The organism is Altererythrobacter sp. Z27, assembly GCF_052683155.1.
The window spans coordinates 83,680-104,235 of sequence record NZ_JBQYMC010000001.1 but is presented as its reverse complement, the minus strand read 5'-3'; the positions used below and the strand labels follow the sequence as shown (position 1 = coordinate 104,235).

Annotated in this window: 20 protein-coding genes, 1 tRNA gene and 1 riboswitch; of the genes, 8 read left to right on the top strand and 13 right to left on the bottom strand. The window is 65.1% G+C overall.

The window, feature by feature from the left end:
- Nucleotides 1-24: 24 nt before the first annotated feature.
- The 8 genes from ACUJ47_RS00500 (at nt 25) to ACUJ47_RS00465 (ending at nt 7,163) form a co-directional block, all read left to right on the top strand.
- Nucleotides 25-867, top strand: a complete 843-nt coding sequence (locus ACUJ47_RS00500) for a sulfurtransferase (protein WP_445536524.1) — start codon at nt 25-27, stop codon at nt 865-867.
- Nucleotides 864-2,072, top strand: a complete 1,209-nt coding sequence (gene metC, locus ACUJ47_RS00495) for a cystathionine beta-lyase (protein WP_445536523.1) — start codon at nt 864-866, stop codon at nt 2,070-2,072. The genes ACUJ47_RS00500 and metC overlap by 4 nt, the downstream gene beginning before the upstream one ends.
- On the top strand, nt 2,069-3,133 hold the full coding sequence (locus ACUJ47_RS00490) for a mechanosensitive ion channel family protein (RefSeq protein ID WP_445536522.1): 1,065 nt from the start codon (nt 2,069-2,071) through the stop codon (nt 3,131-3,133). The genes metC and ACUJ47_RS00490 overlap by 4 nt, the downstream gene beginning before the upstream one ends.
- Before the next feature lie 97 nt (nt 3,134-3,230).
- Nucleotides 3,231-3,989, top strand: coding sequence for a uroporphyrinogen-III C-methyltransferase (cobA, locus tag ACUJ47_RS00485; RefSeq protein ID WP_445536521.1), 759 nt, complete (start codon nt 3,231-3,233; stop codon nt 3,987-3,989).
- Nucleotides 3,986-4,282, top strand: coding sequence for a DUF2849 domain-containing protein (locus tag ACUJ47_RS00480; protein WP_445536520.1), 297 nt, complete (start codon nt 3,986-3,988; stop codon nt 4,280-4,282). Before cobA ends, ACUJ47_RS00480 begins: the two co-directional genes overlap by 4 nt.
- Nucleotides 4,282-5,913: a nitrite/sulfite reductase gene (locus tag ACUJ47_RS00475; RefSeq protein WP_445536519.1), complete on the top strand. Its 1,632-nt coding sequence runs from the start codon at nt 4,282-4,284 to the stop codon at nt 5,911-5,913. Before ACUJ47_RS00480 ends, ACUJ47_RS00475 begins: the two co-directional genes overlap by 1 nt.
- On the top strand, nt 5,906-6,373 hold the full coding sequence (locus ACUJ47_RS00470; protein ID WP_445536518.1) for a DUF934 domain-containing protein: 468 nt from the start codon (nt 5,906-5,908) through the stop codon (nt 6,371-6,373). The genes ACUJ47_RS00475 and ACUJ47_RS00470 overlap by 8 nt, the downstream gene beginning before the upstream one ends.
- Entirely contained in the window at nt 6,366-7,163 is a 798-nt protein-coding gene (locus ACUJ47_RS00465; protein WP_445536517.1) for a phosphoadenylyl-sulfate reductase, read from the top strand. Before ACUJ47_RS00470 ends, ACUJ47_RS00465 begins: the two co-directional genes overlap by 8 nt.
- 64 nt (nt 7,164-7,227) lie before the next feature.
- Here the strand turns inward: ACUJ47_RS00465 and ACUJ47_RS00460 are convergent, their stop codons facing one another.
- From ACUJ47_RS00460 to ftsZ, 13 genes are all read right to left on the bottom strand, one after another.
- The gene (locus tag ACUJ47_RS00460; RefSeq protein ID WP_445536516.1) at nt 7,228-7,629 is read right to left on the bottom strand and encodes a hypothetical protein; all 402 of its coding nucleotides are present in this window, start codon (nt 7,627-7,629) and stop codon (nt 7,228-7,230) included.
- 189 nt (nt 7,630-7,818) lie between these two features.
- Complete coding sequence (locus tag ACUJ47_RS00455) at nt 7,819-8,214, bottom strand: hypothetical protein (RefSeq protein WP_445536515.1); 396 nt, start codon at nt 8,212-8,214, stop codon at nt 7,819-7,821.
- 104 nt (nt 8,215-8,318) lie between these two features.
- Nucleotides 8,319-9,245, bottom strand: coding sequence for an NAD-dependent epimerase/dehydratase family protein (locus ACUJ47_RS00450; protein ID WP_445536514.1), 927 nt, complete (start codon nt 9,243-9,245; stop codon nt 8,319-8,321).
- On the bottom strand, nt 9,242-10,366 hold the full coding sequence (gene proB / locus ACUJ47_RS00445) for a glutamate 5-kinase (protein WP_445536513.1): 1,125 nt from the start codon (nt 10,364-10,366) through the stop codon (nt 9,242-9,244). The genes ACUJ47_RS00450 and proB overlap by 4 nt, the downstream gene beginning before the upstream one ends.
- A gap of 4 nt (nt 10,367-10,370) precedes the next feature.
- Nucleotides 10,371-11,444, bottom strand: a complete 1,074-nt coding sequence (gene cgtA / locus ACUJ47_RS00440; RefSeq protein ID WP_445536512.1) for an Obg family GTPase CgtA — start codon at nt 11,442-11,444, stop codon at nt 10,371-10,373.
- A 49-nt stretch (nt 11,445-11,493) separates the two neighbouring features.
- On the bottom strand, nt 11,494-13,413 hold the full coding sequence (locus tag ACUJ47_RS00435) for a TonB-dependent receptor plug domain-containing protein (RefSeq protein ID WP_445536511.1): 1,920 nt from the start codon (nt 13,411-13,413) through the stop codon (nt 11,494-11,496).
- 176 nt (nt 13,414-13,589) lie between these two features.
- Nucleotides 13,590-13,794: riboswitch (cobalamin riboswitch) on the bottom strand.
- A gap of 96 nt (nt 13,795-13,890) precedes the next feature.
- Nucleotides 13,891-13,966: transfer RNA gene (locus tag ACUJ47_RS00430), tRNA-Ala, on the bottom strand.
- Nucleotides 13,967-14,115: 149 nt separating this feature from the next.
- Nucleotides 14,116-14,850 (bottom strand): hypothetical protein, encoded by a 735-nt coding sequence (locus ACUJ47_RS00425; RefSeq protein WP_445536510.1) that lies wholly within the window; start codon nt 14,848-14,850, stop codon nt 14,116-14,118.
- A 179-nt stretch (nt 14,851-15,029) separates the two neighbouring features.
- Nucleotides 15,030-15,773 (bottom strand): Bax inhibitor-1/YccA family protein, encoded by a 744-nt coding sequence (locus tag ACUJ47_RS00420; protein WP_445536509.1) that lies wholly within the window; start codon nt 15,771-15,773, stop codon nt 15,030-15,032.
- A gap of 104 nt (nt 15,774-15,877) precedes the next feature.
- Nucleotides 15,878-16,690 carry a pyrroline-5-carboxylate reductase gene (gene proC / locus ACUJ47_RS00415; RefSeq protein ID WP_445536508.1) on the bottom strand — a complete coding sequence of 271 codons (813 nt, stop codon included), beginning with the start codon at nt 16,688-16,690 and terminating at the stop codon, nt 15,878-15,880.
- Nucleotides 16,691-16,725: 35 nt separating this feature from the next.
- A complete protein-coding gene (locus ACUJ47_RS00410; RefSeq protein WP_445536507.1) occupies nt 16,726-17,232 on the bottom strand; it encodes a YbjN domain-containing protein in 507 nt (168 codons plus the stop codon).
- A 142-nt stretch (nt 17,233-17,374) separates the two neighbouring features.
- Complete coding sequence (locus ACUJ47_RS00405; protein ID WP_445536506.1) at nt 17,375-18,772, bottom strand: SPOR domain-containing protein; 1,398 nt, start codon at nt 18,770-18,772, stop codon at nt 17,375-17,377.
- A 72-nt stretch (nt 18,773-18,844) separates the two neighbouring features.
- A complete protein-coding gene (gene ftsZ / locus ACUJ47_RS00400) occupies nt 18,845-20,530 on the bottom strand; it encodes a cell division protein FtsZ (protein ID WP_445536505.1) in 1,686 nt (561 codons plus the stop codon).
- Between the last annotated feature and the right edge of the window lie 26 nt (nt 20,531-20,556).

Here is a 20,556-nt window from a genome sequence, read left to right as displayed (position 1 = left end):
CGCTGCGCCGCTAGTCCAATGAAGATGGACAGCCTTGTTTCGACCGATTGGCTCGCAAGCAATCTGGGTGCAACCGATCTGGTGGTGCTCGACGCATCGCGCCATTTGCCCGCCGCCGAACGCGATGCACGAGCCGAATTCGCCGCTGCGCACATTCCCGGAGCGCGCTTTTTCGACCTTGCCGCGCTGGTCGATGACACATCCGACGTGCCGCAGTCGCTGCCGCGCCCCGAACAGCTGGCGATCGAGCTGGCGCGCTGCGGCGCGGGGCCGGCCAGCCGGATCGTATTCTATGACGATTCGGCGGTGAAGACCGCGGCGCGCGCCTGGTTCCTGTGCCGGGCGCATGGCCTGGCCAATGTCGCTATCCTCGATGGTGGCCTCGCCAAGTGGAAGGCGGAAGGTCGCGCGCTCGAAAGCGGCGAACCGCAGGTGCAACGCGCCCAGCCCTTCTCGCTGCCTGCACCCAAGCGGATCCGCTTCAAACGCGACATGATGGAGAACCTCGACAGCTGCGAGGAGCAGGTGCTCGATGCCCGCGACGCAGGTCGCTTCACCGGCACCACCGTCGACACGATCCACAACCAGCCGACCGGGCACATCCCCGGATCGTGCAACCTGCCGTTCGGGCAATTGTTTCGCGAAGACGGAACCTACAAATCGCCCGACGAGCTTCGCGAAGCGCTCGCCGATGCCGGGATCGATGCCGACCGCCCCATCATCACCACTTGCGGCAGCGGGGTGACCGCCTGTGTGCTGCTGTTCGCGCTGCACCTGACCGGCCGCGAGGATACCGCGCTCTATGACGGGAGCTGGCTCGACTGGGGCAGCGATCCCGCAACCCCGAAGGCCACGGTTTCGCTGTGACCAGCGAGCGCCCGCCCCGCAAGCCCGCGACGCGGCTGGTCGAGGCCGGGCGCAGGCCCGAATGGACCGGCCCGGTGGTCAATCCGCCCGTGTGGCGCGCCAGCACGCATCTTTACGCCAGCGAAGGCGAACGCAAGGCCGCGCTGGGCGGGAATGAAGACGGCACTTTCTATTACGGGCGGCGCGGTGCGCCCACGCAATGGGCGCTGGCCGAAGCGCTGACCGAGCTTGAGCCCGGCGCGCATGGCACGGTGCTTTATCCCAGCGGCGTGGCGGCGATCGCAGGCGCGCTGATGGCAGTGCTCCATCCCGGCGACGTGTTGCTGGTGAGCGACAATTCCTACGAGCCGAGCCGCAATATCGCGCGCGGCCTGCTCAAGCGCTGGGGGGTCGAACACCGTTTCTTCGACCCGCTCGACATCGACGCCTATCGCGCCGCTTTCTGCGAGCGGACCCGCGCGGTGTGGCTCGAAAGCCCGGGCAGCCTGACGATGGAAGTGTGCGACGTGCCCGCGCTGGCCGCGATCGCGCGCGAAAAGGGCGCCACGAGCCTGCTCGACAACACCTGGGCTACCGCGCTCGGCTTTGCCGCGCTCGATCATGGCTGCGACATCAGCGTGATGAGCCTGACCAAGCATGTCGGCGGCCATTCGGACCTGATGATGGGTTCCGCCAGTGCGGGCGAACGCTGGTACCGCGCCTTGCGGCTGACCGCGCAGCAACTGGGGCAAGTGGTTTCCCCCGACGATGCCTCGCTGGCGCTGCGGGGCCTCAGGACCATGGGCATACGGCTCGAAAAATCGACCGCCAGCGCGCTCGCAATCGCCGAATGGCTCGCCACAAGACCTGAAGTCGCGCATGTCCTGTGCCCGATGCTGCCCGGCAATCCGGGCCATGCGCTGTGGCAACGCGATTTCACCGGCGGCTGCGGGCTATTCAGCTTCGTGCTCAAGGGCGGTGACGATGCGGCGCGGGCGCGGCTGGTCGATTCGCTCGAACTGTTCGGGATCGGCTATAGCTGGGGCGGGTTCGAAAGCCTGGCCCTGCCTTTCGATCCTGCACCGAACCGCGATGCAAGCGCCTGGCCGCGCGCGGGATGGAATGAAAGCGATCGGTTGGGCATAAGGCTGTCGATCGGGCTGGAAGACCCGGCCGATTTGATCGCCGACCTTGAGCGCGGCTTTGCCGCAATGAAAGACCTATGACCGCAAGTGCCACGCCTTCGCCCACCGCAACGGAAACGCCGCCTCCGGGCCAGGCCTGGAGCCTGGCCGAACAGGCGCCGCCCGAAGCACAGGAAGCGGTTGTGGCCGCGCAAGGCGCCAAGGAAGCCATCGCTTCGAAGAGCGAGATCGCCGGCAGCATCGTGGAAACGCTCGACTCCTGGGCCGTGAACCTTGGGGACACGAGAGTGTCCGTCTGGGACGGTATCGTGGTGATTGGCGTGATCATGCTGGTGCTGGCCGCGGCATGGGCGCTTACGCGGGTGAGCGCTCTCCTGATCAAACGCGCAACCCGGCTCGACGACACCCAGCGGCTGCTGACGCAGAAGATTTCGACGATCCTGATCTGGGCTGTCGCCTTCATGTTCGGGATCGACATGCTGGGGATCGACCTGACGGCGCTGGCAGTCTTCTCGGGCGCTTTCGGCCTCGCCATCGGCTTCGGCCTGCAGAAGACCTTCGGCAACCTCATCGCCGGAATCATCCTGCTGATGGACAAGTCGATCAAGCCGGGTGACGTCATCGCGGTTACCGATGCGGCGGGCCGCGAATCCTTCGGCCAGATCCGCAAGATCGGCATTCGCGCGGTGTCGATCACCACCCGCGACCAGAAAGAATATCTGATCCCGAACGAGAACCTGATGATCAATCAGGTCGAAAACTGGTCCTATTCCAGCCGCAACGTTCGCATGCAGGTGCCCGTTGGCGTGAGCTACGATGCCGACATGAACAAGGCCGAGGAATTGATGCTGGAGGCGGCCCGTTCCTGCTCGCGCGTGCTGAAGAATCCGCCCCCCACAATCTGGATGTCCGAATATGGCGAAAGCTCGGTCAACTTCGTGATTCACTGCTGGATCACGGACCCGGAAGAAGGCGTCGGCAATATCCGATCCGAGGTTCTCAAGAACCTGTGGCGACTGTTCAAAGAGAACAATGTCGAGATCCCCTTCCCGCAGCGCGACATCAATTTGCGCGGCAATGCGCAGTTCGAGCGGCTCATCGAAGCGCTAGCGGCGCGCGAGGAAAATCGCTCCAAATCATAGGGTTCTCTGCCACCCACAGGCGCTGGCATAGCTTTGCTACGCGATTGGAAATCCATTCTCGCTGGCGGGTCCGCAGCCGATTGGCCATTTCGCCGGCATGGCAAAGACCGGCACCATCTATCTCGTTGGCGCAGGCCCGGGCGATCCGGACCTGCTGACCCTGCGCGCCGCGCGGCTGATCAACCGCGCGCAAATCATCGTCCATGATGGGCTGGTAGAACCCGCGATCCTGGCGCTCGCCGGGCGCGATACGCGCTTCATCTCGGTCGCCAAGCGCCGCTCGCAACACACGATGCAGCAGGACGACATTAACGCATTGCTGGTGCGCGAAGCGCGCGCCGGGCGCGATGTGGTGCGGCTCAAGGGCGGCGACCCGCTGATCTTCGGGCGCGGCGGCGAAGAAACCGAAGCCGCGCGTGCGGCTGGCGTGCCGGTCGAGATCGTTCCCGGCATCAGCGCCGCCAATGGTGCGGCGGCGGCGGCGCAGATCGCGCTGACCCACCGTGACGCCTCTTCCATGGTCACTTTCGTAGCCGGCCAGTGCAAGGGACTGACCGATCAGGATTGGTCGGGCCTCGCCGGAAAGGGCCGCACGCTGGTGATCTACATGGGCGTGAAGACCGCGCCGCAGATCGCCGAAAAGCTGATGGCGGAAGGGCTCGCGCCCGACATGCCGGTGGCCGTGATCGAGAATGCCGCGCGCCCGCATATGCGGGTGCTGCGCGGGCTGCTGGCCGGCCTGCCCGAACTGGTCACACGGCAAAGGGTCAAAAGCCCGGCGCTGATCGTGATCGGCGAAGTCACCGCGCGCGAAGACCAATCAGTGGCGCAACTCGCGGCGGAGGCAGTGCTGTGAAGATCCTCACAGGCAACGATTTGAAATCGGGCGCTGTGGTGTGGTGGGACGGCACCGGCTGGTCGGTCTATGTCAACGACGCCGTGGATGTGGGCGAACGCGCCGACGAAATCCTCGCCCGCGAGCAATCCGCCCGGCGCGTCAATGCCGCCAATGCAATCGAAGCGAGCCGCGATGCCAATGGCGTTCGCCCGGCGCATATCAAGGACCGCGTGCGCGCGCTCGGCCCCACCGTGCGCCCTGACCTCACGCTCAAGCCGGCCGACCCCGAAATCGGCAACTGGGTGATCTGATGTATCTTTATGACCAATACGACCAGGCGATGGTCGATGCCCGTGTCGAGGAATTCCGCGACCAGACCCGCCGCAGGCTCGAAGGCAGGCTGAGCGAAGACCAGTTCAAGCCGCTGCGGCTGATGAACGGGCTCTACCTGCAATTGCACGCCTATATGCTGCGCGTCGCGATCCCCTATGGCACGCTCAATTCGCGGCAGATGCACATGCTGGCCGACATCGCGGACAAGTATGACCGCGGATACGGCCATTTCACCACGCGCCAGAACATCCAGTACAACTGGATCAAGCTGGAGGAAGCGCCCGACCTGCTGGCCGACCTCGCCAGCGTGGAAATGCATGCGATCCAGACCAGCGGCAATTGCATCCGCAACATCAGTTCCGACCATTTCGCGGGCGCTGCGGCTGACGAGCTGGTCGATCCGCGCCCCTATGCCGAATTGCTGCGGCAGTGGTCGAGCTTCCATCCGGAATTCAACTTCCTGCCGCGCAAGTTCAAGATCGCGGTGATCGCCAGCGATACCGACCGCGCGGCGATGAAGCTGCACGACATCGGCATCCAGATCGTCGAGCGGGACGGCGCGCTTGGCGCGGCCTTCTATGTCGGCGGCGGCATGGGCCGCACCCCGATGGTGGCGCCCTGCATCCGCGAATTCGTGCCGCTCGACCAGCTGGTGACCTATGCCGAGGCGTGCCTGCGCGTTTACAATCGCTACGGACGGCGCGACAACAAATACAAGGCGCGGATCAAGATCCTCGTCCATGAACTCGGCAAGGAAGAATACGCCCGCCAGGTCGAGGAGGAATTCGCTCACCTCCTTTCGCTGGGCATTGAGCCTCCGCTCGCCGAATTGGAGCGGATCAGGGCCTATTTCGCGGACCCGGCGTTCGAAGCGGGCCTGCCGACCGGGATCGACCGTTCGGACCCCGATTTCGCGCTGTGGGTGGATCGCAACACGGTGCCGCACAAGGCGCCGGGCTATGCTTCGGCTGTGATCAGCCTCAAACCCGTCGGCGGCATTCCCGGCGATGCCTCGGCGGCACAGATGCACGAGATGGCCGAGCTGGCGAAACAGTACAGCTTCGACGAATGCCGCGTTACCCACACGCAAAACATCGTGCTGCCGCATGTGAGGATAGCGGACCTCCACGCGCTGTGGACCCGGCTCGACGCTGCGGGCCTTGCCAATCCCAATCTCGACACGATCGAGGACATCATCGCCTGCCCCGGGCTCGACTATTGCAGCCTCGCCAATGCGCGCTCGATCCCGGTCGCGCAGAAGATTTCGCAGCGTTTCGCCGCGAATGGCCGCACCGCCGATCTGGGCGAGCTCAAGCTCAAGATTTCGGGCTGCATCAATGCCTGCGGGCACCACCATGCGGGCCATATCGGCATCCTCGGCGTCGACAAGAAGGGCGTCGAGAACTACCAGCTGCTGCTCGGCGGCAGCGAGGCGCAGGACACTTCGCTCGCCCGCATCACCGGCCCCGGTTTCGATGAGGCAGGCATCGTCGATGCCGTCGAAACCGTCACTGAAGTCTACCTGCGCGAACGCGACGCGGGCGAACGCTTTCTCGATACCTATCGCCGGATCGGCATGGAGCCGTTCAAGGAGGCGCTTTATGGCTGACACCGGCATCAATGGAATCGGCGGCACCAGCCCCGACGAAGTGCAGTTCCGTTTCCGCGAGGACGAGCCGGTCGATCACGGCACGGTCACGGTCGACAGTTTCCTCGACCAGTCGAATGCCAGCGCGGTTCGGATCGAACCGGGCGACGACGCGCGCGCGCTGCTGCCGCATCTGGGCCGGCTGCGGCTGGTCGAAGTGAACTTCCCTGTCTTCGGCGACGGGCGCGGCTATTCGGCGGCGCGAGTGCTGCGCGAAGCGGGCTATGCGGGCGAATTGCGCGCGGTGGGCGATGTGCTGATCGACCAGCTCGCTCTCCTGCGGCGCTGCGGCTTCGACGCCTTCGCGCCCGACCAGCGGCTCGATGAAGCGGATGCAGCGGCGGCTTTCGCGCGCTGGGAGAACGTCTACCAGCACGCGGCTGACCGCCGCAGGCCGATCCCCGAGCTGCGTCATGGATAGGCCCGTGACCGGCATCCGCACAGTCGACCGGATCGACACCGGTCCGCGCTTCTGCGACCATGACGCGGTGCGGCTCAACCGCATGTTTCGCGGCTCTTCGACCGAAGAAATGCTCGAAGCGGTGATCCGTGACGGCCTGGCGGGCGATCTCGCCGTGGTTTCCAGCTTCGGCGCGGAGAGCGCCGTTTTGCTCCACCTGATCGCCAGCATCGATCCCGGCGTGCCTGTGCTGTTCCTTGAGACCGGCAAGCATTTCCCCGAAACGCTCGAATATCGCGACACGCTGATCGAGCGGCTCGGCCTGACCAACCTGATCAATATCACGCCCGACGCTGCCGAACTCGCCGCGCGCGACGAAACGGGGCTGCGCTGGTCCTACGACCCCGATGGCTGCTGCGAAATCCGCAAGGTCAAGCCGCTGGCCAAGGCTTTGGCGCAGTTCGACGCCAGCTTCACCGGGCGCAAATCCTTCCAGTCGTCGACCCGCGCCAATTTGCCACGTTTCGAGATCGACAAGTCGGATGCGCAAGGCCGTTTGAAGATCAATCCGCTGATCGACTGGGATGCGAGCCATATCGAAGGCCATTTCATCGCGCATGATTTGCCGCGCCATCCGCTGGTGGCGCGCGGTTTCCCCTCGATCGGCTGCAGCCCCTGTACGCACAAGGTCGAACCCGGCGAAGACCCGCGCTCGGGCCGCTGGAAAGGCTGGGACAAGACCGAATGCGGCATCCATACGCCGCTGACCGACGACGGCGAACTGCCCCCGGGCTACGAACCCTTCCTCTAACCGGAAAAGCGAAGGGCACCGGAACGCGCTGCGCCACCGGTGCCCCTCAAATCAAGCTGGAAAATCAGCTCTCGGCGCGCTCGACCGTCGAAACATCGCCCGTGTTGGGGTTCTTCGAAACGTAAACGCCGTTCTCGTCGATCTTTTCCTCGTAACAGACCTGCGTCGATCCTTCCGCGTCGGAAGTTTCGCAATATTGTTCTGGGGACTTCTGCTCCCACGTGCCTGAGTCGATCAAATTGCCGTCGGCATCGGTTGCAGCGAAGGTGCCATCCTCCTTCACATCGACCGTTATGACTGTGCCATCCGGCTGGGTGACCTTATAGACGCCCACCGTCGGGAGCCCGTCCGCCGCAATATTTGCGGGCGCAGCTGCTTCTTCAGTGGTCGCCTCTTCGGCTGGCGCTTCAGGCTGCGAACAGGCCGCGAGTGCCGCAAATGCGGCTACAACTATGATCTTTTTCATGATTTTCCCCTCATCGTAAATGAATCGAGCGGCAATCTGCCGCCACTTCGATGCGAGCCCTGCCCGATCCTATTCCGAAATCCCGATGCTGCCAATTCGAAAGCACGGCCAGCTGTTCCTGCGAACCGAATCGAAAGGGCACCGGAACGCGCTGCGCCGCCGGTGCCCCCACGATCATGTGCCGGAATATCAGCCTTCGACGCGTTCTACGGTAACCGTCTGGCCTTCGGGATCGACCGAGACCCACACGCCGTTCTCGTCGATCGACTCGGTGTGGCACCGCTCGACCGCGCCTTCCGCGTCCAGGGTCGTGCAATACTGGTTGCCCTTTTGCACCCAGGTGCCGGTTTCTACTTCACCCGATGCCGAGGTGGAAGTGAAGGTGCCGTCTTCACGCACTTCCTCGGTCTGGACCGTACCGTCGGCCAGAGTGACCTTGAAATTGCCATAGGGCACGCCGCCATCGGCTGCTGCGTCGAAGGTGGGTGCAGCTGCTTCTTCAGTCGTCGCCTCTTCAGCAGGCGCTTCGGGCTGCGAACAAGCGGCAACCGCCGCAAATGCGGCTACAAGTATGATCTTTCTCATGATTTCCCCTTATCGTGACTCGTTGAGGCGGCTGTTACCGCCATTGCGACTCGCGATCCCGGTTGCAGGATAGGCTGGCAACCGACTGCCCGGCAAAGGGAAAATCAGAGCCAGCCCTGCTTTCGATACCAATCCGCAGTGGCCTTGAGCCCGGCCTCGCCCGCGATCTGCGGCTGCCACACCACCTCGGGAACCTTGCGATCGGACCGCGCGACCCAATTGGGATGGCACATGTAGCCGACCCGATCCTGCGTCAGCTTTGCCCCGGCTCCGCGGAGCAAGCGATCGACGCCCGCCGCGCCTTGCAGCACAGCGCGCGGCAAATGCGGCGCGAACACACGCCGCCCCACCGCCTGCCCGATCGCTGCAGCCAGCTCCTTGTGGCTCCAGCCGCCTTCGCGCGCATCGTCGGGCTCGAAGGTGCGGTTGCGCACCAGCGCAGGCTGCGCATCGACCAGGTCGACCAGCAATCGCGCCAGATCATGTGCGTGGATGATCGAAGTCGCGCCGCCCGGCGGCAGCGGTACCAAGCCGAAGCTGGCGCTGCGGAACAGCTCGAACATGTCGCGGTCGCGCGGGCCATAGACCGCCGGGGGGCGAACGATGGTCCAGTCGAGCCCGCTGTCCTCGACCAGCTTCTCGGCCTTCGCCTTCGACGCGCCATAGGCCGAGAGTTGGGGCTCGCGCGCGGAGAGCGAAGAGACGAAGACGAAGCGCTTCGTGCCCGCCTGTTTCGCCGCCGCGATCAGTTGGGCAGTCCCTTCGACATTGGCGGCCTCGAATTCCGCGGGACTTGGCGCGTTGGTAAGCCCGGCGATGTGGATCACCCCGCGAACTCCAGCGACGAGATGGTCGAGCGCACGCTTTGTATGAAGGTCGCCCATCACCCAATCGACCCGGCTGTGTTCGTGTTCGGTCACACGCCGCACCAGCGCCTCAGCAGGTTCGTTGCGATCGGCCAGTACGTCGAGCACCGCCTGGCCGACAAATCCGGAGCCTCCGGTAAGCGCGAGCGGCACTTCGCCGGTCACAGCAGCACCATGTGGTCGCGGTGCACCACGGCCGCGCGCGGCGCATAGCCCAGCCGGTCTGCCTGGTCTTCCGCGCGCTTGCCCGCAATCGCCTGGATTTCATGGGCTTCGTATTCGGCGAGCCCCTGCGCCAGTTCCTCGCCGCGCATCGTCACGATCTTGACCAGGTCGCCGCGCCGGAATGCCCCCGAAATGCCGACGATTCCGGCTGCGAGCAGGCTTGCCCCGCCCTTCAGGGCATTGGCGCAGCCTTCATCGACACGCAGCGTACCCATCGGCGCCAGACGCCCGCCAAGCCACGCCTTGCGCGCGCCGTCGCTGCGCTGGGGCAGGAACAAGGTTCCGCGATTGGCGGACAGCGCAGTGGCTATGGGTGCCTCGTGCGTGCCGTTGACGATCGCCAGCGCGATCCCGGCGCGTTCGGCGATCTGCGCAGCCTGCAGCTTGGAAGTCATCCCGCCAGAGCCCATGCCGGAGGATGACGCCCCGCTCGCCATGGCGAGAACTTCGGGCGTGATCCCTTCGATCCGCTCGATCAGTTCTGCGCCATCTTCGCGCGGGTCGCGGTCATACAGCCCGTCGACATCGCTCAGCAGCAGCACCATGTCGGCCCCGGCGGCCTGCGCCACGCGCGCGGCAAGCCGGTCGTTATCGCCGAAGCGGATTTCCTCGGTCGCGACGCTGTCGTTCTCGTTCACGACCGGCACCGCGCCCGCCTCGAGCAGGCGTGCAAGCGTGGCCGAGGCATTGAGGTAGCGGCGGCGATCCTCGAGATCTTCGAGCGTCAGCAGCATCTGCGCCGCGGTGAGGCCGTGCTGGCCCAGCTTCTCCGCCCACAGTCCAGCCAGCGCGATCTGCCCGACCGACGCCGCCGCCTGCGCATCGGCCAGGCTGGCCCGCCCGCCCTTGGCAAGCCCGAGCTTGGCCGCGCCCAGCGCAATCGCGCCCGAGCTGACCACGATCAATTCGGGGCCCTGCGCCCTCAGCGCTGCAAGTTCCTGCGCGAGCGAGGCAAGCCACGCGCTGCGCGGTGCGCCAGCCTCGACCAGCAGCGAAGAGCCGACCTTGACGACGATGCGGCGGCAAGCGCGCAGATCGGCCAGTTCGGCGGGTCGGCTCATCGGGTTACAGCGGCGACCATTCGCCGCCCTCCTCCCCGTCCATGTCCTCTACCTCGACGCCCTTGGTCTCGGTCGCGGTGCGATCGGGCAGATAGCCGAGCACCGCATCGAGCAGTTCGGTCACACCTTCGCCGGTTGCGCCCGAAATCGGGAACACGTCGTCCGCCCCGGCTTCCTTGAGTTCGGCGGCGAATTCCTCTGCCAGTTCGCGATCGGCAAGATCGATCTTGTTGAGTGCCACCAGCCGCGGCTTGTCATCCAGCCCTTCGCCATAGGCGGCGAGTTCATCCTCGACCACCCGCATCGCTTCGACCGGGTCCTGGTCGCCCGTGCCCGAAATGTCGATCAGGTGGATCAGCACGCGGCAGCGCTCGATATGGCCCAGGAAACGGTCGCCGATCCCCGCACCGTCAGCCGCGCCTTCGATCAGGCCCGGAATATCCGCCAGCACGAATTCGCGCCCCTTGTGCCGGACCACGCCCAGCTTGGGCACGAGCGTGGTGAAGGCATAATCGCCCACCTTGGCCTTGGCGTTGGAAACCTGGTTGATGAAGGTCGACTTGCCGGCATTGGGCAGGCCCACCAGCCCGACATCGGCGAGCAGTTTCAGCCGCAGCCACAACCACATTTCCTCGCCCGGCAAGCCCGGCTGGTGCTGGCGCGGAGCGCGATTGGTCGCGGTCTTGTAGCTGGCGTTGCCGCGCCCGCCGAGCCCGCCTTCGAGCAGGGTAATACGCTGCCCGACTTCGGTGAAATCGGCCAGCACCGTCTCGCGGTCTTCGTCCGAGATGATCTGCGTGCCCACCGGCACCTTGATCACCAGCGGCTTGGCGCTGGCGCCGGTGCGATCCTTGCCCATGCCGTGGCCGCCGCGTGGGGCCTTGAAGTGCTGGGTGTAGCGGAAGTCGATCAGCGTATTGAGGCCCTGCACGGCCTCGAACACGATATCCCCGCCGCGCCCGCCGTCACCGCCGTCGGGGCCACCATACTCGATATACTTCTCGCGCCGGAAACTGACGGCGCCGGGGCCGCCGGCACCCGATTTCACATAGATCTTGGCTTGGTCGAGGAAATGCATGGGCTCCCCCTATGCATTTCCCGTCCAGATTGCGAGCGATTTGGCGAGGCTAGAGCGTGACGCGCAGCCCCGCAATTACCGAGCGGCCCGGCGAGATGAAGCTGAACACCTGCTCGTATGTCTCGTCCAGCAGGTTCTCGACCCGGCCGAACGCGCGAATGCGGCTCGTCAGCGTCGCCTCGGCCGCCAGATTGACCAGCGTATAGGCGTGGAGCCGCACCGTCACGGGCACGTAGCTGGGATCGGTGAAGGCAAGGTCGTCGGTGGCGCCATTGTGGCGCACGATCAGCGTGGCCGAACCCGCATCGCCCGGCGCGCGCCATGTGAGCGCAGCGGAGGCGATATTGCCGGGCCTGCGCACTTCTTCGATCCCGTCCTCCTCGGCATCGAGCCAGCTATAGGCAGCATCGAGCGTCACTTGGGGACCGATCTGTGCGCGGGCGCTCAGTTCGAGACCCTTCTGCTTCGACAGGGTTTCGCGATTGGCCGGGCTCGCCAGATAGTCGGGCGCGGGATAGTCGGTGAAGATCTCGTGTTCGAGTTCGCTGTCGAACCAGGTCGCGGAGATCCGCAACGCATCGCCGCCCAGCGACTGGTCGATCCCCGCTTCCCAGCCGGTCGACTTCTCCGGCTTCAGATCCGCATTGCCGATGAAGCGCCCGTCGACATAGCCGTAAAGCTCGTAGAAGCCCGGGTTCTTGGTCCCCGTGCTATAGGCAGCGCGGATGCGCGTGGCGGGCGCGGCCTGGATCGCTCCGGCGACGCGAAATGTCGTCGCATCGGCAAAGCGGTTGTTGAGATCGTGCCGGATCGCAGCCGAGAAATCGAACAGTTCGCTCGCGGCGCGATATTCGCCCACCAGCCCGACATTGCGCGCGCTGCGCCAGCCGGTGAAGGCAAAGCCGAAAGGATCGGTGTTGCGGAAGCTTTCGCGCTCGACATCGGCGGCGAATGTCAGGCTGTGCGCGAAGGCGGGCCCGCCAAGCTCATAGGAGGAAACGTAGGAGGCCTTGAGCCGCTGCCCCTCATGCCCGAAGCTGCGCCCGAACGGGCCGAAGCTGTCGCGCCTGATATCGGCCAGCTGGCCCGAGAAATCATGCGTCCAGCGCCCCTCCTGCGTTGCGACATTGAGCCCGGCCAGCGCATAGAATGCGTCCTGTTCGAACCGCGTATCCGGCGAGTCGATCACATGACCGAAGGTCGGGCTGGCCGGGTCGAAATCCTGGTCGTTGAACTGGCCTTCGCTCCGGACATAGCGCCCGGCGAAGCGCAGCTGCACCCCCGCCGCCGGATCGAACGACCCCTTGGCGGATAGCGCCAGCCCGTCGCGCCCGATATCGCGCGTACCGCCGCGTGCATTGGGCGTGCCGTCGGTCGAGACTAGCGTGGCACCCAGCGCGAACTCATGCGTATCGCCCGCGAATCCCGCGCGTGCCGCAGCGTTGACCGTGCTGAAGCTCCCTGCCTCCAATCGCGCCGCCCCACCCGGCGCTTCGCGACCTGAAGCGCTGCGATAGGCGACCACACCTCCGATCGCGTCGGAACCATACAGCGCGCTTTGCGGGCCGCGCAGCACTTCAAGGCTCGATCCGATCTCAGCCTGAAGCGCACCGATCTCGAATTCGCCCGCAAAAGGATCCGACACTTCGATCCCGTCGACCAGCACCAGCACATGATTGGCTTCGCTCCCGCGCAGCCGCAGCTGCGTCTGCCCGGCCACGCCGCTCACCGCCACGCCCGGCACGTCGCGCAGCACATCGGCCACATTGCGCACCTGCCGCAGATCGAATTCCTCGCTGGAGATGACGGAAACCGAACCGGGATAATCTTCGGTGGCCAGCGGTTCGCCCGAACGGCTGGCATTGACCAATATTGCGCCGATTCCGTCGTCGGAACCGTCCGACAGCGCCTGTACCGGCAGCGGCAGGCCGAGCGCGATCGCGCTTGCGGCTAGAAGATAACTTCGCATGAAAAATCAGATCCCTTTCGCGCCAGAGCGATTGTCCGGCCGGGATCTCCGCCTTGCGGCAGCCGGATCGGCAAATTGGGCCAGCGCGTGCCCCCCTTGCCGCTCCGATGCGGCCCCGGCCGCTACTCGTCGCTCAGACGAAAGGTTTCGCGCCGGGCCAATCCCTGGACCAGGCAAGAGCGACTGCGCAGCCGGTCGGTCTCCTGGCTTGCGGGTCATCGCCCCCGCTTCCCCTTCCCAGGCTCCAATCGGCCCAGTGGGTGCACCCGAAATTCGGGCGCATGAAACGGATGCTCGCCGCTTACAGTTGCAGGGACAGCCGCGGAATTGGGCGCAACACCGCCCGCACCGCGTTCCCGTTACCGGCACGCAAATCATGGAAAGGCACGGCTTTCGCCACATCCCTCCACGGGCGCGGCAATAGGCGCGGCGCAGGGCGCAATCAAGCCAAAGAGGTGTAGGAAATCAGGGGACACCTGGTGGAGCCGAGCGGGATCGAACCGCTGACCTCGTCATTGCGAACGACGCGCTCTCCCAACTGAGCTACGGCCCCGTTCAGGTGTGGCTGGCAGCCTTCCGGCCGCCGGGCGTGCGCATTAGCGAAACGGCGTGGCGCCTGCAAAGAAAAATTGCACCCGAATTGCCTCGCTTTACCGGCGACCCGCAGGCCGCCGGCGTAAAGGCGTGGCCTTCCCGAAGCGTCTATTCGGAAGTGAGGTTAGAGCTGGTCGCAACCTGGTTGTAGGTCGCTTCCATGGTCCGGCCACCACCGGCGCCATAGCGCGCATCCCACGCAGCGAGATCGACGCGATACTTCTCATACGCGCTGAAGAACTGCTCGTAGACCGCTTCGAGGCGCGGCAGCGCCTGTTCGGCGAAATTATGCAGTTGCCCCGGCTTTACCTGCGCCACCTCTTGGCTGACTTGCAGCGCGACATTGCAGAATTCGGGCAGAACGGGCGGCAGCGCGAAGTAGTTATAGACGCGCGTCATATAGGCGTCCTGATGATCGCGGAACGACTTGCCGTGCTTGTCGCGATATTGCTTGGTAAGCGCATTGTTGGTCGCGGCCAGCTGGCGCGAATGCTGCTTAAGCAAGGTACGGTAATTCTCGACCAGGCCGGCGTGCTCGGCGCGCAGGCAGTTGAGCGCGGCGACATTGAGACCCGAGCGCAGGTTCCACAGTTTCTGCTCGGACGAAATGCCGGTGTTGACCGTCTGGCGGACACCGTTGGCGGACATTTGCGGGATCGCCATGGTGGCGAAGGCACCTGCAGGCGGCGTGGGCCGCGGCGGAATTACGACCCGGGGCGGCGGAGGGGGCGGCGCATAAGCGACCGGTGCGGGAGGCGGAGGAGGAGCCGCACAAGCGGCGAGCGCCGCGATGCCTGCGGCAGTGATAGCAAGCTTGGTCTTCGCCAAAATACCTCGACCCATTTCGGTGCCCTCTCGTTACGACCCGTGGAAGCTATTCGCCCCATCCCTAACTTCGGCTGAACTCCGAAGGTTAATGCGCATTGGGTATACCCGATCCCGAACAAAGAAAATGCCCGAGATGCGCTGGGCACCTCGGGCATCGGTGAAACGAGTCGTGCGTGCGACCGGGCGCGTTGCGATTACTCGCGCTGGCCCATGAACTGCAGCAGGAACTGGAACATGTTGATGAAGTCCAGATACAGGCTCAGCGCGCCAAGGATGATCGCCTTGCCGGCGAACTCCGTGCCGCGGTAATAACTGTATTCGTGCTTCAGGCGCTGCGTGTCGTAAGCCGTTAGGCCTGCGAAGATCAGCACGCCGATGAAGCTCACCGCCCACATCAGCGCCGGCGACTGCAGCCACAGGTTCAGCAGCATGGCGACCAGCAGGCCAACAACGCCCATGATCAGGAAGCTGCCCCAGCCGCTGAGATCCTTCTTGGTGGTGTAGCCGAACAGGCTCAAACCGGCGAAGGCCGCCGCGGTGGCGAAGAAAGTCGCCGCGATCGAACCGCCGGTGAAGACCAGGAAGATCGTCGACATCGACAGGCCCATCAGCGTGGCGAAGGACCAGAACAGCACTTGTAGCGTGCCCTTGCTGAAGCGGTTGGCGCCGAAGCTCATCGCGAACACGATCGCCAGCGGCGAAAGCGCGACCAGCCACATCAGAGGACCAGAGGCGAACGCAAGCGTCAGGCCTGAGCGCGCAGCAAGCAGCGCGACGATGCCCGTAAGCAATACGCCCGAGGTCATGTAGTTGTAGATCGAGAGCATGTGCTTGCGCAGGCCCTCATCAAAGGTGATGCCACCGGCGAGTTCACCGCCAGTGCGCGGAACCGAGCCGAAGCCCTGCTGCGTGCGCTGGGTTTCGTTCCAATCAGCCATTGTAAACTCCTCTCCGGCGCCGAGCGACGACAAGCCGGTTCGCGCAATATCGCAATCCCGGCACTGATTTTCAAGGAAAACCGGCTTGCATTCGGCGCAACAGCTTAACCCTGTTCGCGCGCCTGCCGTGCGAGTTCGCCGCCCTTCTCCGCGGTCGCGCGCAGCGTCGCAATCAGCAGCGATTTGAGCGCATTATCATCGTCGAGCACATTCAGCCCTTCGCGCGTCATTCCGCCGGGGCTCGCAACCCGGTCCGCCAGTTCGGCAGGCGAAGCATCCGCTGCCGCCGCAAGGCTCGCCGCGCCTTCGACCATCGCCAACGAAAGCTGGTCTGCCAGCGCGCGATCGAGGCCCAGTTCGGTCCCGGCCGCCGCCAGTGCGTCGATGAAGCGATAGACGAAGCCCGGCCCCGAACCGGCCAATGCGGTGACAAGGTCGAACTGCGCTTCATCCTGCAGCCACAGCGCAGTACCCAGCGTGCCGAACATCGCCTGTGCGGCCTCGCGCTGCGGCGCAGTGAGGCCAGTCTCGGCGAGGATCACCGGCGATTTGCCGATCCGCGCGGCCAGATTGGGCATCACCCGCACATGCGCTGCCGCCGAAGGGAACGCGCCCGCCAGCATCGAAAGGTCGATCCCCGCAAGCAAGGAGAATACCGTCACCCCTTCGCTCGCGAGCCCTTGCAGCCCCGGCGCCAGCGCGGGCAATTGCTGCGGCTTGAAGCCCAGCAGCACGGCGTCGTGATCGGGGTTCGCCGGAGCCGAGCGGTGCAGCACCACGCCTGCAGGGGCCGATTCCAGCGCCGGGTCGAGCACTTCGAAGCGCGCCGGATCCTCGCCCGCCGCCAGCCAGCCGGCCAGCATCGCGCCGCCCATATTGCCGCAACCGACGATCAGCAGCTTTTCGAATTCGGCCATTCTCGCACCTCAGCCCTGGCTAGTTCGAGGCAGGCCTAGGCTTCCCCCGCCGCATCGACAAGCGCGCTTTCGAGCGCGCTGCGCGGGCTCTTGTCGCCCCACAACACGAATTGGAACGCGGGATAGAAGCGATCGCATTCGTCGATCGCGGTTTCGACCAGCGCCTGCGCCTGGTCGATGCTGAGCAGTCCTTCGTCGCCCAGCAGCGCGCCATGGCGATAGAGCAGCACGCTGCCGTTCGACCAGATGTCGAAATGGCCGAGCCACATCTGCTCATTGACCAGCGCGAGCAGCTCATAGGCCTGCTGCCGCTTGTCCTGCGTCACGCGGATATCGGGCAGGCACAGCAATTGGAGGACATTGTCTTCGCTGCGCCAGATCGCCTTGAGCTGGTATTTCGCCCAGCTGCCCTGCACTTCGCCGGCAAGCTCGTCTTCGGCGGTGATCTCGAACGCCCAGCCACGCGCCTCGAACAGCGCGGCCAGCATTTCCACCGGCGCGGCATCGTCCGATTCGCGATATTCGACTTCGCGCGGTCTCATACGAGGGGGATCTTCGATTGCATCGTTGCGCTGATTGCCTTGGCCGGGTGGGGAAAGGCAATGGCTGGCAAGCGAGCGGCTGGGGAGAACAAAATTCGCCTGTTCAAAGCCTGTGCAAAGAAACCGGCGAATTCAGGATTCATCATTTGAGTTCAACGATTTCCTCGCCAGCTGGGCTGGTATAGGTAAAGCTGTCGAAGCCCTGCTGGCGCAAGGCCCGCACCATCTCCCTTGCCGCATCCTGCGTCGGGAATGGCCCGGCCAGCAACCGGTTGGCCTGCCCCCAGCGCACGACATAGGGCGAACGCTTGCCGAGCAGGTCAGGCGCCTTGCGCGCCATGCGGCGCCAGTCGAAGCTCAATGCATCGCGGTCGCGCCCGGTGGCCAGCTGCACCCAATGGCGGCTGGGATATACCGGCGGAGCGGGCTTGGGCGGTTCGCGCGATTCGCGCGGGATATCGATCGCGGTGATATCGACCGCGCCCTCGCCCGGCTTGCGCGATGCGGAGACCGGCCCGGCAAACCCGGTAAAGGCCTCGGAGACGCTAGCCGGCTGCGCCGCCGCCTGCTCGCGGCTGACCTGGGCCAAGCGACTGCTCGCTTCAGGTTGCTGGGTTGCAGGGAGCGAGCGGGTTGTGGTCCGTTCGCCCAGCGGCGCGCCGCGCGGAGCAAGTCGATCGCCCGCCTTGGCCGCAGAACGGTCGGCAGAGCTGGCGACCCGCGCGATGTTCGGGTCGTCGCGCCCGATCTCGGCCGCGCGCGGAAAGATACCGAGATTGGCCGCCGCCGCCTGCTGCGCGCGCGTGAGGCGCGGCATATAGTCGAGATAGGGTGTCATGCGGCTGGCAAGATCGGGCGGCATCAATCGGCCGGTCAGCGCCGATGCTTCCTTGGCGTCGCCAAGGATCGCCAGCCCGAAAGCGCGCGCGCGATGGGCCGCGAGGTCCTGTCGCTGCAGCATCGGCAACAAGGCGGCTTCGAACCCGGCGCGGTCACCCGAAATGGCAAGGCTGATCGCCAGCCGACGGCGCGTTTCATCGTCGCCAGGCTTGGTGGCGAGCATGGTGCGGTAGCTTTGCTGTGCCTGCGCATTGTTGCCGACGAGGTCCTGCACCAGGCCCAGATCGCCAAGAAAGTCGTCGGTCGGTGCACCTGCGCGCTCGGCCTCGGCGAACATCTGGAGCGCATCGAGCGGCCGGCGCGAGCGCAAATAAACCGATGCGAGCCCGAGTTTGGCACGGGCGTGCTCGGGCGAAAGCTCCAGCGCGCGGCCGAAGAAGCCGAGCGAAGCCTCAAGGTCGCCGACCGCCAGCGAGGCGTCGCCTGCATCGACCAGCGCATCGACGCTTTCCGCTTCACTCGCCAGCCGCTGTAGCGCCGCGCGCAGTCGCTCGACTTCGGGTGTTGGCAAGGACTGCACGACTTCGCGCGAAGTAGCGCCGCCCGCAGTTTGCTGCGCGGAAAGCGGGCCAGCAAGGCTGGCGCTCATTATCGTCGTGGCAATCGCCACCGGCAGGGCAAAATTGCGTGCGGGCATCATCCGGCAGCCATAGCCATAGGGAACGCGCGTCGGCTAGCCCAAGCCAGCTGAACCAGCGACGAACGGCCGGTTTTACTGGTTGTTCTGACGGCCGAGGAAGCGCGGGATGCTCAGCGACGAACCGCCATCGTCGCCATTGTCTTCCTCGCCTTCCTCTTCGTCCTCGTCATCCGAGCGACCGACACCGCGCGACAAATTGGCCATGCGTTCGAACAGCGTGCTGCCGCCACCTGCTGCTGCGGGTGCACCGCCGCCACCCGAGCCACCGCCCTCGCCGGCACCGCCGCCTGCACCGCCACCTCCACCGAGGATCGAAGCACGGCGGCCTCCACCCTGCTGGGGTTCGCTGGCGCCGAAATCGCCCTGCGCGGGCGCCTCCGCAGTGAGGTCGAGCATATCGTCCCCGCCTTCATCATAGTCGCCACCCTGGCCGCCGCCCATCCGCAGGTCGTCGGCATAAGGATCGTTCTCTTCGTTACGCAGGCCGGCCAGCGGATCGACGATCTCGTTGACGTCATCGCCGTCCTCATCTTCGCCCATGTCATCGCCAACCTGCATTCCGCTCAGGTCGAAGGGCTCGGCCGCTTCCTCTTCCTCATAGTCGTATTCTGCCTCGGCGACCGGCTCGGGCGCAGCCTCCATCGCCAGTTCGAACGGCTCTTCCTCGATCGGTTCGGGTTCAGGTACAGGCGCCGTAACTTCAGGCTCGCTCGGCCAATCGAGCGCAGGGCGCTTGGGTGCACGCGCGGCCCCGAGCGTTACGGGATTGCTTTCCGGCAGGCGCTGGACGGCATGCTGGTCGATCCCGGTGGCGACAACCGACACGCGGATCTTGCCTTCCAGATCGGGGTTGAATGCCGAACCCCAGATGATGTTCGCGTCTTCATCCACCAGTTCGCGAATGTGGTTGGCCGCTTCGTCGACTTCGAGCAGCCGCATGTCTTCGCCGCCGATGATCGAGATGATCACGCCCTTGGCGCCTTGCATGCTGACCCCGTCGAGCAGCGGGTTGGCAATGGCGCGTTCAGCAGCTTCGAGCGCGCGGTTTTCGCCTTCACCCTCGCCGGTGCCCATCATGGCCTTGCCCATTTCGCTCATCACCGAGCGAACGTCGGCAAAGTCGAGGTTGATCAGGCCCGGCATCACCATCAGGTCGGTGATCGAACGAACACCCTGCTGCAGCACCTCGTCGGCCAGCATGAAGGCTTCCTTGAAGGTGGTTTCGGCCTTGGCGATCAGGAACAGGTTCTGGTTCGGGATGACGATCAGTGTGTCGACATGCTTCTGAAGCTCATCGATCCCGGATTCGGCGGAGCGCATGCGGCGCGTGCCTTCGAACAGGAACGGCTTGGTCACGACACCCACCGTCAGCACGCCCTTGCGCCGCGCCGCTTCGGCGATGACCGGGGCAGCTCCGGTGCCGGTGCCGCCGCCCATACCGGCTGCGATGAAGCACATGTTCACGCCTTCAAGCGCGTCTTCGATCTCCGCCACGGTTTCCTCGGCAGCTGCCTTGCCCACTTCTGGCCGTGCGCCCGCACCCAGCCCGCCAGTGATATCCGGACCCAGCTGGATCTTGGTGGCTGCCTTGGACATGGCCAGCGCCTGCGCATCGGTGTTGGCTGCGATGAAGTCGACGCCCTCGATCTGGGCCTCGATCATGTTGGCGATGGCATTGCCACCCGCGCCACCGATCCCGATCACGGTGATCCTGGGGCTCAGATCGTCGCTCGATGCAGGTCCGATATTGATACTCATGACGTTAGTCCTCCGGGCGCACCACG